We start from the raw sequence: 14,009 nt of genomic DNA on the forward strand, positions 1-14,009 counted from the left end.
AATTAGTCCATGAAATTGACTTTAGCCCTCTCCAAGGGGCGTATCTTCGAAGAAACCGCAGAGATCTTGTCCAAGGTTGGGATTGTGCCTATGGAAGATCCTGAGAAGTCACGCAAACTCATCATTGAGGCTTCAAATCCAGATATTCGCTTAATCATTGTGCGCGCTTCAGATGTGCCTACCTATGTTCAATTTGGCGGTGCTGATTTTGGCGTGGCTGGTTTGGACGTCTTAATGGAAAAGGGTGCTGATGGACTATACATACCCTATGACCTCGATATTGCTAAGTGTCGTATGTCAGTGGCAGTACGTGAGGGATTTGATTATGTTGCTGCAGTAAAGCAAGGATCTCGGTTAAAAGTAGCTACTAAATACGTTAATTGTGCGCGCGAACATTTTGCAAATAAGGGCGTTCATATTGATACGATCCAGCTTTATGGCTCAATAGAATTGGCGCCTTTAGTCGGATTGGCTGATGCGATTGTGGATTTGGTTTCCACTGGGAATACGCTCAAAGCAAATGGTTTGGTTGAGGTTGAGCCAATTACAGATATCAGTGCACGCTTAGTAGTAAACCAAGCTTCGTATAAGCATAAGCGCGCACAGCTACAACCCATTTTTGAGTTGTTAAAGTAAACGACAACACGAGCAGAAATCAATTCATGTCAGTGCAGATCAATGTAAAACGCCTCAATAGTAAAGATGCTGGCTTCAAGGAAATCTTGTTGTCGAGTCTTTCATTGCTGATGGCAGACGATGACGCAATTGACGCTGCGGTAGTCAAGATTCTTGCAGCCGTCAAAGATCAGGGAGATGAAGCGGTACTCAATTTCACCAAACAGTTTGATCGCTTGAATGTCTCAAGCGTTTCTGAATTGGAGATTCCTCGTGGAGATTTGGAGCTGGCTTACAACTCTTTATCTTTAGAGCAAAAAGAAGCTTTAGATATTGCTGCACAAAGAGTGCGCGCTTATCACGAGATACAAAAAATTGAAGCAGGCTGTCATTCTTGGGAATATAAAGAACAGGATGACACTCGTTTAGGCCAGAAAGTAACCCCTCTGGATCGCGTTGGTATCTATGTACCTGGGGGTAAGGCTGCATATCCTTCATCCGTCCTGATGAATGCGATTCCTGCAAAAGTGGCGGGTGTTGCTGAGGTCATTATGGTAGTGCCTACCCCAGAAGGGGCACGCAACCCACTAGTTTTGGCAGCTGCTTATCTTGCTGGTGTAGATCGTGTCTTCACAATTGGGGGCGCTCAGGCGGTTGGCGCATTAGCTTATGGGACTAAGACTATATCTTCTATGGACAAAATTGTGGGTCCTGGTAATGCCTACGTAGCAGCTGCTAAGCGCAGAGTTTTTGGCACCGTGGGTATTGATATGATCGCTGGCCCATCTGAAATCTTGGTGCTCTGTGATGGTTCTAGCAACCCAGATTGGATTGCAATGGATTTGTTTTCTCAGGCTGAGCACGATGAGCAGGCCCAATCGATCTTGCTTTGTCCTGATGCTGCTTTCATTGAGCAAGTGCAGGTGAGTATCAATAGATTATTACCTGAAATGCCGCGGGCACAAGTGATCGAAGCTTCACTCACAAATCGTGCTTTATTGATTCAGGTTAAAGATATGGCAGAAGCTTGTGAGATTGCTAATGCGATTGCCGCAGAACATCTTGAGATATGCGCCCGGGATGCGCGTAAGTGGGCTGAACAAATTCGTCATGCTGGCGCTATCTTTATGGGTAATTACACCAGTGAGTCGCTTGGTGATTATTGCGCTGGCCCAAATCACGTTTTGCCAACTGCACGCACTGCACGCTTTTCTTCACCATTGGGTGTTTATGATTTCATCAAACGTTCCAGCATGATCGAAGTGAGTGAGGCGGGCGCTCAGACCTTAGGTGCAGTGGCTAGTACCTTGGCGCATGGCGAGGGCCTTCAAGCGCATGCACGTGCTGCCGAGATGCGCTTGAAGAAGTAAATTCAGAGTAAGTTCGAGCTTACTTTCATACCACTTTAAATTAATTCAGAATTTTTTTAGAGCAGAAACAAGTTCGCCGCTTTGTTCGTCTGTACCAATCGTAATCCGCAAAAATTCTTCAATACGTGGTAATTTGAAGTGACGCACGATGATCCCACGATCTCTTAGCGCTTGATCGAGCTTGGCCCCAGAATGTTGTGGGTGGCGTGTAAAGATAAAGTTTGCAGTTGAGGGTAGCGTATCAAATCCTAGAGCACTCAGTTGCTCCACTAGTTTTGTGCGGGTTCTAATAACCTTGGCAGAAGTTTCTTCAAGATGTGCCTGATCTTCAATTGCTGCAATGGCGCCAGCCTGTGCTAGGCGTCCTAGAGGATATGAGTTAAAACTATTTTTCACCCGCTCCAATCCATTAATTAAATCAGGATGGCCAACGGTATAACCAACACGCAGCCCTGCGAGAGCGCGGGATTTGGAAAGTGTATGTACGACCAATAGATTTTCAGGGCAGTGATTGCCGCGCAGCAAAGGAATACAGGATTCAGTACCGTAATCTACGTAAGCCTCATCAATGACGACAACAGAGTCTTTATTGCCATGGATTAGAGATTCGATTTCTGAGCGGGGAATCGATCTGCCGGTTGGCGCATTGGGATTAGGGAAGATAATGCCGCCGTTTGGGACCTTATAGTCAGCGGCGTTGATTTCAAACTGATTGCCCAGTGGTACGGTTTGATAGTCAATACCAAAAAGTTTGCAATAGACAGGGTAAAAACTATAGGTAATGTCAGGAAAATGTACCGGCTTACTTTGCTTCAGGAGTCCGGCAAATACATGGGCCAATACTTCGTCTGAGCCATTGCCTAAAAAGACTTGTTTTGGATCGAGACCATGCAAGTCGGCGATAGCTTGTTTAAGGGCAGCACCTTCGGGATCGGGATAAAGGCGTAAATCTGCGGTGTTTTGATTCTCGATTGCAGCAAGCACTCTTGGCGATGGCCCATAAGGACTTTCATTGGTATTGAGTTTGACCAGCCGCTGCATTTGCGGTTGTTCCCCCGGCATATAGGGGGTTAAGGTTTGAACAACTGAGCTCCAGAAACGGCTCATGAGGGTTCTCGGGTCAAAAAATCAGAATGAAAGTGCAGCAATATTGATATTTAAATCTTTTCTAGCAATGATATTATGAGGCTTCAATCAACACTTCGCCTCGCGGCGCAATGAAGCATGCGGCAAGCCGACGTAATCCGAAACACTTCGGAAACCAAAATTCAAATTTCTATCAATTTAGATGGAACCGGGAAAGCTGAACTGGCCTCAGGGGTTCCTTTTTTAGATCACATGCTTGACCAGATTGCTCACCATGGCATGATCGACCTTAAAGTGGTTGCAAATGGCGATACCTACATTGATGATCATCATACGGTTGAAGATGTAGGAATTACCCTAGGCCAAGCTTTTGCTAAAGCAATGGGAGATCAGGCTGGTATTACTCGTTATGGTCATTCTTATGTGCCTTTGGATGAAACTCTTTCAAGAGTAGTCATCGATTTCTCTGGACGCCCTGGTTTGGAGTTCAATGTCCCTTTTACTCGTGCTCGGGTGGGTGATTTTGATGTGGATCTCAGTATTGAGTTTTTCCGCGGTTTTGTGAACCATGCGGGAGTGACATTGCACATCGATAATTTACGCGGCATTAACGCACATCATCAAATTGAAACCGTATTTAAGGCCTTTGGTCGTGCATTGCGTATGGCGTTGGCTGTCGATCCACGTGCTTCAGGCACTATTCCTTCAACTAAAGGAAGTCTCTCATTTAGACTGACCACGGTTGCATAGAAGACAACAGTAGACAACAGGTAAATTTTGGCGCAAACCATTGCGATCGTTGATTGTGGAATGGGCAATCTCCGTTCTGTCTATCAAGTCTTCCATCACGTTGCACCTAAAGACAATGTGTTGATTGCACATCAACCAGAAGAGATTCGTGCGGCTGATCGCGTTGTATTGCCGGGTCAGGGTGCCATGCCAGATTGCATGAAGCATCTTGAAGAATCCGGCTTATTGGAGGCCTTGTTGGACGCCACTAAAAGCAAGCCACTTTTAGGGGTATGTGTAGGCGAACAAATGTTATTTAATCAAAGCGCTGAAGTACGTACTAATGGCAATGATCAGTGGACGCCTTGTTTGGGCTTAATCCCTGGGGAGGTCAGCCGTTTTGAGCTAGCCGGTAAAAAGCAGGCAGACGGATCTACCTATAAAGTTCCTCATATGGGTTGGAATCAAGTACGTCAGGATCGAAAACACCGGCTTTGGGACGGCATACCCAATTTAACGAGCTTTTACTTTGTCCATAGCTATTTTGTTGTGCCGCAATGCAATGAGGATATAGCTGGTTCAACTGAATATGGTGATTGGTTTACATCTGCGGTGGCGCGAGATAATATTTTTGCTACTCAGTTTCATCCAGAAAAAAGTGCAGAATACGGATTAAAGCTTTATCAAAATTTTGTTTCTTGGCAGCCTTAATTTAATAATTTTTAGCTATGCTGCTGATTCCCGCAATTGATCTTAAAGATGGCCACTGTGTTCGGCTAGAGCAAGGTGATATGGATAGGGCCACAGTTTTTTCTGAAGACCCAGGTGCAATGGCGGCCCATTGGATGGGTAAGGGTGCACGTCGTTTGCATTTAGTGGATCTCAATGGCGCATTTGCTGGCAAGCTTAAAAATGAATCTGCCATTAAATCTATACTTCAAGCTGTCGGAGATGAAATTCCCGTTCAATTAGGTGGCGGCATTCGTGATCTTGAAACTATTGAGCGCTTATTGGATGACGGTATCAGTACAGTCATCATAGGTACCGCTGCTGTTAAAAATCCTGGCTTTGTGCAGGACGCCTGTACTGTATTCCCCGGCCATGTGATGGTTGGTTTAGACGCACGTGATGGCAAAGTAGCAACCGATGGCTGGAGCAAGATGACGGGGCACGAGGTGATTAATCTTGCCAAGAAATTCGAAGATTGGGGTGTGGAAGCCATTATCTATACCGATATTGGTCGAGACGGCATGCTTAAAGGTGTCAATATAGATGCCACGGTTAAGTTAGCTCAAGCAATCCATATTCCCGTTATTGTCAGCGGCGGCCTCTCAAATAATCAAGATATTGATGCGCTCTGCAAAGCGGAAGAAGAGGGTGTTATGGGTGTAATTGCAGGCCGCTCAATTTATGCAGGTGATCTTGACCTTGCTGCCGCTCAAAAATATGCAGACGAGTTGACGCTTAAATATAAAAAGAAAATTTTCTAGTGTTAACCAAGCGACTTATTCCTTGCCTCGATGTCACAGCAGGGCGTGTAGTGAAAGGCGTGAACTTTGTTGGTCTTCGCGATGCTGGTGATCCAGTAGAAATTGCAAAACGCTACAACACTCAAGGTGCGGATGAGCTAACTTTTTTAGATATCACCGCAACCTCTGATGGACGCGACCTGATTTTGCACATTGTTGAAGATGTCGCTTCTCAGATATTTATTCCTTTAACTGTTGGTGGCGGTGTACGTGCTGTTGCAGATGTGCGGCGCTTACTCAATGCGGGTGCAGACAAAGTGAGTATGAATTCTTCCGCGGTAGCCAATCCTGATTTAGTATCCGATGCCGCTGCATATTACGGCTCTCAATGTATTGTCGTGGCAATTGATGCTAAGCAAAAAACTGAGGCTGGTAATTGGGAGGTCTTTACTCATGGTGGTAGAACGGCTACTGGAATGGATGTAGTCGATTGGGCTAAAGAAGTTGCCAAACGGGGTGCCGGAGAAATTTTATTAACCAGCATGAATCGGGACGGTAGTAAAGATGGTTTTGATTTAGCTCTTACAGCGGCGGTCAGTGATGCAGTTCCTGTACCAGTAATTGCATCGGGGGGTATCGGTAATTTGCAGCATTTGGTTGACGGCATCACCAAAGGTCACGCTGACGCGGTATTAGCTGCCAGCATTTTCCACTACGGTGAATTCACGGTTGGGCAGGCCAAAGAATATATGGCTGCTCAAGGTATTCCGGTACGAATTTAATTCAAAAAGTAGGTTTTTTAGTCGGTTTGGGCGATTGCCTGTAAAGTTTAGGTATGAGCAAACCTCAGAGCGCCTTTACCTCTATTCAATCGCTTCAAGCGGGTTCATGGCTTGATGCCGTGATTTGGAATGATCGGGGATTGGTGCCGGTCATAGCTCAGGAGGTTCGTGGCAAGGATATTCTGATGATGGCCTGGATGAATCGCGATGCTTTATTGGAAACAATACGTTTAGGTGAAGCGGTTTATTGGACGCGTTCTAGGCAAAAGCTATGGCACAAAGGCGAAGAATCTGGCCACACTCAAAAGGTAAAAGAAATTCGCTTGGATTGCGATGGGGATACGATTTTGCTCATGGTGGAGCAAAAAGATGGCATTGCCTGTCATACCGGGGAGCACAGCTGTTTTTTTTGGCAATGGGATTCAGCCAAGGCAGCTTGGGTTGATGAGTCGGTCTCAGGTAAATAGAGAACAAAGTCTTTTATATAAAAGACATAAAATAATCAGATGACCAATTCTGTAAGCAAACTCTCTAATTTAGATTCTGCATTTGCTCATTTAGCGGATGTTGTCGATCAACGCCGCGATGCGTTTAAGGCTGGTCAAGCTGATCCTAAAACCTCTTATACAGCTTTACTCTTTTCTAAGGGTGATGACGGCATCTTAAAAAAAATAGGTGAAGAGGCAACAGAGGCTGTGATGGCCGCAAAAGACGCACGCAATTCGAATTTGGCAACTGAGCAGCAAAAACTCTTAGTAGGTGAAATGGCGGACTTGTGGTTTTACTGCTTAGTTGCTTTATCCCAATTTAACTTGCGCCCAGAAGATGTGATTGCTGAGCTGGATCGTCGCCTAGGAACTTCCGGTATTGAAGAAAAAGCCGCTAGAAAAGCCGCCGGTAAAGAATAAACACAACATAACCCCGTATTAAATACGAGATAAAGCATGTCAAACGACCCGAATTGCCTGTTTTGCAAGATTTCTCAAGGTTTGATCCCTTCTCAGAAGGTATATGAGGATGAAGAAATCTACTCTTTTAAAGACATCAATCCTGCAGCGCCTGTTCATTTTTTAATGATTCCAAAAAAACATATCCCTATGTTGGAGTCGGCTGAAAGCATAGGTGCGCCTTTGCTAGGTAGAATGATGGAATTAGCGCCCCGTCTTGCCAAAGAGCAGGGCTGTCGTCCAGGCAAGGATGGCGGCTTTAGGTTGATAGTGAACAATGGTGCTGATGGTGGGCAGGAGGTTTATCACTTGCACTTGCATGTGATGGGCGGTCTCCGCCCCTGGAAAAAATAATCCAAGGAGATTAAAAATGGGTTCATTTAGCATTTGGCATTGGTTGATCGTTTTAGTGATCGTGATGTTGGTCTTCGGTACCAAAAAATTGCGCAACATTGGTCAAGATTTAGGCGGCGCTGTAAAAGGTTTTAAAGATGGCATGAAGCCAAGTGAAGAACCTAAAGAGCACATTCAACAGAGTCCTGCAGCGGCAGGAAAGACGGTTGATGTGCAGGCTAAAGACGTTAATAAATAATTAATGTGCAAGAGAAATTCGTGCGGCTTTCAAACGACTGGTTAAATGATTGATCTCGGAGTTTCAAAACTTGCGCTAATTGCTGTCGTTGCTTTGGTGGTGGTTGGACCGGAGCGCTTGCCAAAAGTTGCACGTATGGCTGGTAATTTATTTGGGCGAGCCCAACGCTACATGGCTGAAGTTAAGTCTGAAGTGAATCGCCAGATGGAAGTAGAGGAGTTTAAAAAGTTTCGAGAAGAAACTTCTGCTTCTTTTAAAGAAATTGAAAATAGTATTAGCTCTACCGTTCAAGAGGCAGGAACTAACTTAAGCGACCAGGCTAATATCTTTGAAACGAGTTTTGAAAAGCCGCCACTCGATGAAAAAGAAGTCCTACGTAAAACAAGGCGTCAGGGGCGTAATAGCTGGGGTGTCCGCCGTGCTGCAAGGCCGGTTTGGTTCAAGCGCTCCGCTGGAATTCGGACTCGCGTGCATTCTGGCGCTGCCAGAATGAAGCGCTTTCATCATAGTGCCAGTAAATAAAACAATAACAATAAGAAAATTATTCATAGCGACGCATGACTGAAAAAAATTCAACTGAAGATTCGGGATTACAAGAAACTTTTCTATCCCACCTATTTGAATTGCGTGATCGCGTAATTAAAGCGGCGCTAGCCATTATTGTGGTCTTTGTTTGTTTGGTTTACTGGGCTCCCGATATTTTTTATTTTTTTTCGCAGCCATTACTTGATTCGTTACCAGCAGGTGGCAAGATGATTGTTACGGATGTAACGGGTTCTTTCTTTGTTCCCATGAAAGTCACTATGCTGGTTACGTTCATGATTGCCTTGCCAGTGGTGATTTATCAATTATGGGCATTTATTGCTCCAGGCTTATATCAGCATGAGCGTAAGTTGGTTATTCCATTGGTGATTAGTAGCTACAGCTTATTTGTCTTCGGCATGGCTTTTGCCTATTTCTTGGTATTCCCGACAGTGTTTAATTTCATGGCAAGCTATAACGCACCGCTGGGTGCCGAAATGTCGACGGATATTGATAAATATCTTAGTTTTGCTATGAATACCTTTTTGGCATTTGGTATTACTTTTGAGGTGCCAGTTGTAGTAGTTGTCCTGGTGCGTATGGGTATAGTGCCTTTAGCTAAATTAAGGGAGATTCGACCTTATGTCATCGTGGGCGCGTTTGTGATCTCTGCAATTGCGACTCCACCAGATGTCCTATCACAATTACTGCTAGCGATACCCATGACTTTGCTTTACGAACTGGGATTATTTATTGCGCGCTTTTATGTACCAAAGGTGAAAGATGAGGCCGCCGCCGATCAATCGACTTCAGCCTCTGCCTGATTCTTGGCAAAGGTATTCATTAGCCAATTAGTCACTCGATCAAAACGGTAGCGTCTTTGACGTAGATTGCCTTCACGATCTATTTCCGCTCCGGCACAAGCTTTTCCAGCAGCCAATAGCGCACGACGCTGTTGAATGGTTTCAATTTGAATCAGTCTAGGTAGTATTTTTGGTAATTCCCGACGAATATCTACCACTACGCAGTGTTCATGTTGCAGTTGTCCTATTCCGCAAAGTAAAAGCTCTGCCTTACTGAAATTAAATTGATTTGCAATGATGATGCGATGACAAAGTAACAGCCGGTCATCATCAATCTTATGTGCGGCATGATGGTTAATGGCCTCTTCAGCGCATTGCGCTAAATCAAACCATTCATTTTTTTGCGGGGTCGGGCAGCTCTCTAAAATCCTACTCAACAACTCTTTTGCCTCTGGCACTCCTTGTTGATGAGCTTGCCATACCCAGTATGAAGCTTGCAGGCCTCGAACCTTTTCTTCGCTCTTTGCGCGTTTACGCCAAAGGTTAGCCCCTTTGCGCAATTGCGCCTGAGGATGGCCAAGATCTGCAGCACGATCGAAACAACGATCACTTTCAGCAGCGTTGTATCCAGAAAATTGTGGACGGCGGTAAATTTCACCGAGCGCGTACCACGCATCGCGATCACCATCCTTAGCAGCAAGTCCTAACCAATACGCTGCTTTTTTTAGAGATGCGTTTGATTTTGCTTCTTCTGCGTCAACTCTCTCATCGAGTTGTGCAAGGCGTAAGCCAAGAGTGAGCTTTGCAATCGTTAAGCCTAGCTCTGCTGCTTGAACAAGGGCATCTTCATTTTTTGGTTGTAGCTTGATCAGCAATTCTTTAGCGCTGGATGCAAAAGCAGACTCTCCCTCAGCCAATTCTTGAAGATATTTCTTGGCAATCTTTTGTATGTCAGCAAAATCTAAGGTTGAAATTTTTTCCAGGGATTGTGAAGGGGTCTTCTTCAGCCACTTAAGCAGCTGAGATTGGATTTCTTGATTGGCTGGATTAATTAATAAGTTCACCAGTTGCCATCGAGCCGCTAACTGAGAGGCGCTGAAAATTTCAGATTCCGCTAACTTCCAAAAAGAATCCCAGCCAAAGCCAAAGGCAGGAGAATTAAAGGTCTCTGCCAATGGAATATCAGTAACTTGATTTAAAACCCGTAAAATTTCAGTATTACCTGAGGCATTATTCTCAGGCATTTGATTTTTAATAGAAAAATAAGATTTCTCCAGCCAAATTAAGGCATTAGCGGGTTGAATAGGCGTTTTAAATGCACCCGTTAAATAAGCTTGAGCCAGATTTTGTTGCGCAGATACATCACCTAATCGAGCAGAACTGAGGATTTTTAAAAATTCGCGACTTGCCATGTGACAATTTTGTCATTTAGAGGGCTTAAAAGGTAGAAAAGTAGTGGCTTGTTGCCGAGATACAACGAAGAAAGCCAAAAAACTATCTTTTGACAAGCAAAAGGAGTTCCTAAATACTCCGACCCACAGTCTAGCGGACCGATAGCAGCAAAATGCATAGGCCCCAGTTTTTTTTGGGCATTACTTTTAATTTTTGGAGATTTAAAGAATGAAAAAATCGCTATTAGCAGTTGCAGCTATGGGTGCTTTTGCATCTGCTGCTCAAGCTCAGTCCAGCGTTACTATCTACGGTATTTTGGATGCAGGTTACGTAGGCGGTAACCAACGTGTTCAAACAACATCAGTAGTTGGCACAAATAACAATGGTTTCACAATCGCTGGTGCTAAATCTACAAGCCGTTTAGGTTTCAAAGGCGTTGAAGATTTAGGTGGCGGTAAGTCTGCTTTATTCACAGTTGAAGCTACTTTAGCTGGTGATTCAACAGCTGTTTTAGGTGGCATACGTCAAGCTTTCGTTGGCTTAAAAGACAACAAACTCGGTGCTGCATCTGTTGGTTTGCAAAATACCATCATCCACAACGCTGTTGGTGCAACTGACCCAGGTCAGCAAAACAACATCGCTGGTAACATAATCTATGCTGCTAATAGCAGCCAAACCAACAGTTCTTCTACTAACCCCACATTCGGTCAAACTGATGCTTACACAATCCGTACTGCACAAACTTTGAAATATGAGAGCCCTGTATTTTCTGGTTTCAAAGTTAATGCAACTTATGCATGGAACAATGACAACACAACACAAACTGGTGCTTACAACATTGCTGGTGGTAGCTCAAACGGTGGTACTTCTAACTACAACGGTTGGGGCTTGGGTGCTGATTTCACATTCCAAAAGTTCTATGCAACTGCTAACTACCAGGCTTTGAAGAGCGTTCAGCCTTACGGTAGTTCAACTGGTGCTAACCCATACAACCCAGCTGACGCTGCTTGGTCAACTTCTACTGGTGGCGTAAACACACAAGACAATCAAGCATATATCGCTGCAACATATGACTTTGGTATCTTGAAGGCCTACGGTCAGTGGATTAACCGTAAAGCGACTGCTGTTCAGTCTTCAAACTACTACCTCAAACGTTCTGCTCAACAGTTAGGTGTACGTAGCTACATCACTCCTACAGTTGAGGCATGGGCTAGCTTAGGTAACGGTCGTTGGAGTTCTTTTGGAAACGCAGCTCCAGCAGCTAACTTTACTGGCTACCAAGTTGGTTCTAACTACTACCTCAGCAAGCGTACAAACTTGTATGCAATCTTTGGTTCTACGCAGACATCTACAACAACTGCTGGTGCAGCAAACCAAAACAACTATGCAGTTGGTGTAAGACACACTTTCTAATTTAGAACTAGCGTAAGCTAGTTATAAATTAAAGATAGTAAATAGTAAACCCCCGCTGTGGTTCACAGCGGGGGTTTGTGCGCCATCAAATGAGTGGTTACATAGAGTGAAGCGTATTCGATGATGAATAATTTAATTCAGCAGACAGTGCAATTGCATCAAGCTAAAAATTAGTCTGAAGCCAGGAGCATCGACGACTATCTTTGAAGGCTGAATCCGAAAGATTTTGATGCTTTGTTACTTGCAGGGCTTATGCCAGCCAAGCTTGACCGATCGGACCTAGTAATAGAGCATTTATTAAAAGCATTAAAAATAAACAGTAAGTCTGAGGCAGAACACTTTTATAGGCAAACTCTGCTTGTGAATCCAAAAAATATTAGGGTTTTACAGGAATTAGGCGCTTTTCAAATGCGCAAAGGACAATTTCAAGGGGCCTTCGATTTCTATAAAAAGGCGTTGGAATTAGATCCCAATAATGCAAAGTCACTGAGTGATATTGGAGAAGCTCAAAGAAAACTAGGATATTACTGGAGGCTATCCAGGCTTTAGAGCGCTCACTCAGGCTGGAGCCTAGCAATCCTGAGGCACTTAATAGGTTGGGAAATGCCTACCCCCACCAGTATGGGGGGCAGTTGGCAGATGCAAAAACCTCGCTTGAGGATACGCTGACGCTCGATCCTGCAAGGTCTGATGCATATGTCAGTCTTGGAAATGTATTGAGAGAGATGGAGTTGCCTATTGAATTAATGCTAGCTTATGAAAAGGCGCTCTGGCATGCGATCCTCTTTCTGGTGCAGCAATGGTAAATAAGGGGTAGCTATGGACTGCCGCTGCATAATATCTAGAAGCTTTGCAGGCGTTTAAGCGTGCTTATGAAATGAGTCCCGATTGTAAGAATTGATCGGGCGCAATATTGAATACCCAACTTCATCTATGTGAATGGAGTGAATTTGACGCCCACCTAAAGGAGCTGCAATCCAAGCTCCAAAATGGCGGGACAGGCTTGGAGCCTTTTATTGTCCTTACAATTTTCGATTCGCTGAAAATTCAAAAAAGGCGGCTGAAATTTATTTCAATGGTCAATTTAGCAATACAAGACAGCGAGCAAACATCAAAATTGAGCATTCCTCTCCAACTAAGCAAATTGTTGTTGCTTATCTTGCAGCAAATTTTAGGGCCCATCCACTTTCATTCTTAATGACAGAGTTATTTGAGGTTCACGATAGGGAAAAATTTGAAATGTTTGGAATTTCTTTCTCATCGGTCAAAGATAAAATGCAGCAAAGAACCTCAGCATTTGATTAGTATGCGCAAGCTCACTATAAGTCAGAACAAGAAATTATCGACCTCATGACTCATAAGGGTGTGGATATAGCCATTGATTGGGGAGTGATACCCAAAATTCAAGGTTTGGTTTATTTGTTCGCAGGGTGGCGCCAGTCCAAATGAGCTATTTAGGTTATGTAGGAGCCATTGGCTCTAACTGTATTGACTACACATTGCAGATGATGAGATCATTCCTGAATCGGCCCAAAAATACTACTCTGAGAAGATCGCCTACTTACCCAGTTACCAGGTAAGTGATGCTAAACGGGCTATCTCTGAGCGGATTTTTACAAAAGCAGAGTTAGGAATTCCTGAGGATGCCTTTGTGTACTGCTGCTTTAATAATATTTTCAAAATATTGCCAGAAGTTTTTACGAGTTGGATGGAAATTTTGAAGCAGGTGCCCAAGAGTGTTTTGTTCCTATATGCCCATAATGAAGAGGCTGATAAAAACCTCACACAAGAGGCAATCAAAAGAGGAGTTGATCTGGCTCGTCTAATTTTTGGAAGTAGGTTACCGCCGGCTGAATATTTAGCGAGATATAAAGTGGCTGATTTATTCCTAGATACATTCCCTTATAACGCTGGCACTACCGCAAGTGACTCTTTGTGGGTTGGGGTTCCTATTATGACACGGCAAGGTGAAACATTTGCTAGTCGAGTCGCAAGTAGCTTGCTAAACGCTATTGATCTCCCAGAGCGGATTACCAAGACAACGCGGGAGTATGGGGCTCTTGCATCTAGTTTTGGAAGCTCCCCCGAGACATTGCAAGCCCTTAGAGATAGATTGGATCAAAACAAGCTAACTACACCGCTATTTGATACGGTGACATTTGCTAGAAACTTAGAGCAACTCCATTTCACAGCCCATGTTCAGGCCCGGTCTGGTCATGGATTTCAGACTATCCGCCTTATTTCTGGTTAATAGATTTGCTTGTATAACAATTTGCGCTAATATCAAGC

General features: G+C 44.2%; 18 protein-coding genes. 16 read left to right on the plus strand and 2 right to left on the minus strand.

Translation table 11 applies throughout. The features are described from left to right. Nucleotides 1-9: 9 nt before the first annotated feature. Together hisG and hisD are read left to right on the plus strand one after the other, a co-directional pair. Nucleotides 10-636, plus strand: a complete 627-nt coding sequence (hisG, locus tag DXE31_RS04260) for an ATP phosphoribosyltransferase (RefSeq protein ID WP_114697921.1) — start codon at nt 10-12, stop codon at nt 634-636. 26 nt (nt 637-662) lie between these two features. Beyond that, nucleotides 663-1,985, plus strand: coding sequence for a histidinol dehydrogenase (gene hisD, locus DXE31_RS04265; RefSeq protein WP_114697922.1), 1,323 nt, complete (start codon nt 663-665; stop codon nt 1,983-1,985). Nucleotides 1,986-2,030: 45 nt separating this feature from the next. On the opposite strand, the gene hisC is transcribed toward hisD, so the two are convergent. Next, nucleotides 2,031-3,092, minus strand: coding sequence for a histidinol-phosphate transaminase (gene hisC / locus DXE31_RS04270; protein WP_114697923.1), 1,062 nt, complete (start codon nt 3,090-3,092; stop codon nt 2,031-2,033). 117 nt (nt 3,093-3,209) lie between these two features. Here hisC and hisB point away from each other — a divergent pair, with 117 nt between their 5' ends. From hisB to tatC, 10 genes are read left to right on the plus strand one after another with little or no spacing between them, the layout of a single operon-like run. Further along, nucleotides 3,210-3,821 carry an imidazoleglycerol-phosphate dehydratase HisB gene (hisB, locus tag DXE31_RS04275; RefSeq protein ID WP_114697924.1) on the plus strand — a complete coding sequence of 204 codons (612 nt, stop codon included), beginning with the start codon at nt 3,210-3,212 and terminating at the stop codon, nt 3,819-3,821. A 27-nt stretch (nt 3,822-3,848) separates the two neighbouring features. Beyond that, the gene (gene hisH / locus DXE31_RS04280) at nt 3,849-4,511 is read left to right on the plus strand and encodes an imidazole glycerol phosphate synthase subunit HisH (protein ID WP_114697925.1); all 663 of its coding nucleotides are present in this window, start codon (nt 3,849-3,851) and stop codon (nt 4,509-4,511) included. A gap of 17 nt (nt 4,512-4,528) precedes the next feature. Then, nucleotides 4,529-5,290 (plus strand): 1-(5-phosphoribosyl)-5-[(5-phosphoribosylamino)methylideneamino]imidazole-4-carboxamide isomerase, encoded by a 762-nt coding sequence (gene hisA / locus DXE31_RS04285; protein WP_114697926.1) that lies wholly within the window; start codon nt 4,529-4,531, stop codon nt 5,288-5,290. Further along, on the plus strand, nt 5,290-6,051 hold the full coding sequence (hisF, locus tag DXE31_RS04290) for an imidazole glycerol phosphate synthase subunit HisF (protein ID WP_114697927.1): 762 nt from the start codon (nt 5,290-5,292) through the stop codon (nt 6,049-6,051). Before hisA ends, hisF begins: the two co-directional genes overlap by 1 nt. A gap of 53 nt (nt 6,052-6,104) precedes the next feature. Further along, entirely contained in the window at nt 6,105-6,518 is a 414-nt protein-coding gene (gene hisI, locus DXE31_RS04295; RefSeq protein ID WP_114697928.1) for a phosphoribosyl-AMP cyclohydrolase, read from the plus strand. A 39-nt stretch (nt 6,519-6,557) separates the two neighbouring features. Next, nucleotides 6,558-6,959: a phosphoribosyl-ATP diphosphatase gene (locus DXE31_RS04300; protein WP_114697929.1), complete on the plus strand. Its 402-nt coding sequence runs from the start codon at nt 6,558-6,560 to the stop codon at nt 6,957-6,959. A 36-nt stretch (nt 6,960-6,995) separates the two neighbouring features. Next, the gene (locus DXE31_RS04305) at nt 6,996-7,352 is read left to right on the plus strand and encodes a histidine triad nucleotide-binding protein (protein ID WP_114697930.1); all 357 of its coding nucleotides are present in this window, start codon (nt 6,996-6,998) and stop codon (nt 7,350-7,352) included. Nucleotides 7,353-7,368: 16 nt separating this feature from the next. Further along, entirely contained in the window at nt 7,369-7,590 is a 222-nt protein-coding gene (tatA, locus tag DXE31_RS04310) for a Sec-independent protein translocase subunit TatA (RefSeq protein ID WP_114697931.1), read from the plus strand. A 45-nt stretch (nt 7,591-7,635) separates the two neighbouring features. Continuing rightward, nucleotides 7,636-8,112 (plus strand): Sec-independent protein translocase protein TatB, encoded by a 477-nt coding sequence (gene tatB, locus DXE31_RS04315; RefSeq protein WP_114697932.1) that lies wholly within the window; start codon nt 7,636-7,638, stop codon nt 8,110-8,112. Between the two features lie 35 nt (nt 8,113-8,147). Further along, nucleotides 8,148-8,936 carry a twin-arginine translocase subunit TatC gene (gene tatC, locus DXE31_RS04320; RefSeq protein ID WP_114697933.1) on the plus strand — a complete coding sequence of 263 codons (789 nt, stop codon included), beginning with the start codon at nt 8,148-8,150 and terminating at the stop codon, nt 8,934-8,936. Here the strand turns inward: tatC and DXE31_RS04325 are convergent. Continuing rightward, nucleotides 8,912-10,327, minus strand: coding sequence for an SEL1-like repeat protein (locus DXE31_RS04325; protein WP_114697934.1), 1,416 nt, complete (start codon nt 10,325-10,327; stop codon nt 8,912-8,914). The genes tatC and DXE31_RS04325 overlap by 25 nt on opposite strands. A 208-nt stretch (nt 10,328-10,535) precedes the next feature. Here DXE31_RS04325 and DXE31_RS04330 point away from each other — a divergent pair, with 208 nt between their 5' ends. From DXE31_RS04330 to DXE31_RS04350, 4 genes are all read left to right on the plus strand, one after another. Next, nucleotides 10,536-11,720 (plus strand): porin, encoded by a 1,185-nt coding sequence (locus DXE31_RS04330; RefSeq protein WP_114697935.1) that lies wholly within the window; start codon nt 10,536-10,538, stop codon nt 11,718-11,720. A 234-nt stretch (nt 11,721-11,954) separates the two neighbouring features. Beyond that, a complete protein-coding gene (locus DXE31_RS04335; protein WP_231969353.1) occupies nt 11,955-12,269 on the plus strand; it encodes a tetratricopeptide repeat protein in 315 nt (104 codons plus the stop codon). An 83-nt stretch (nt 12,270-12,352) separates the two neighbouring features. Beyond that, nucleotides 12,353-12,526, plus strand: coding sequence for a hypothetical protein (locus tag DXE31_RS11140; RefSeq protein ID WP_231969356.1), 174 nt, complete (start codon nt 12,353-12,355; stop codon nt 12,524-12,526). A gap of 803 nt (nt 12,527-13,329) precedes the next feature. Continuing rightward, a complete protein-coding gene (locus tag DXE31_RS04350) occupies nt 13,330-13,971 on the plus strand; it encodes an O-linked N-acetylglucosamine transferase family protein (protein WP_269460625.1) in 642 nt (213 codons plus the stop codon). Nucleotides 13,972-14,009: the final 38 nt, after the last annotated feature.

The sequence above is a fragment of the Polynucleobacter necessarius genome (genome assembly GCF_900095185.1).
In the GTDB taxonomy this organism is placed as follows: Bacteria; Pseudomonadota; Gammaproteobacteria; order Burkholderiales; family Burkholderiaceae; genus Polynucleobacter.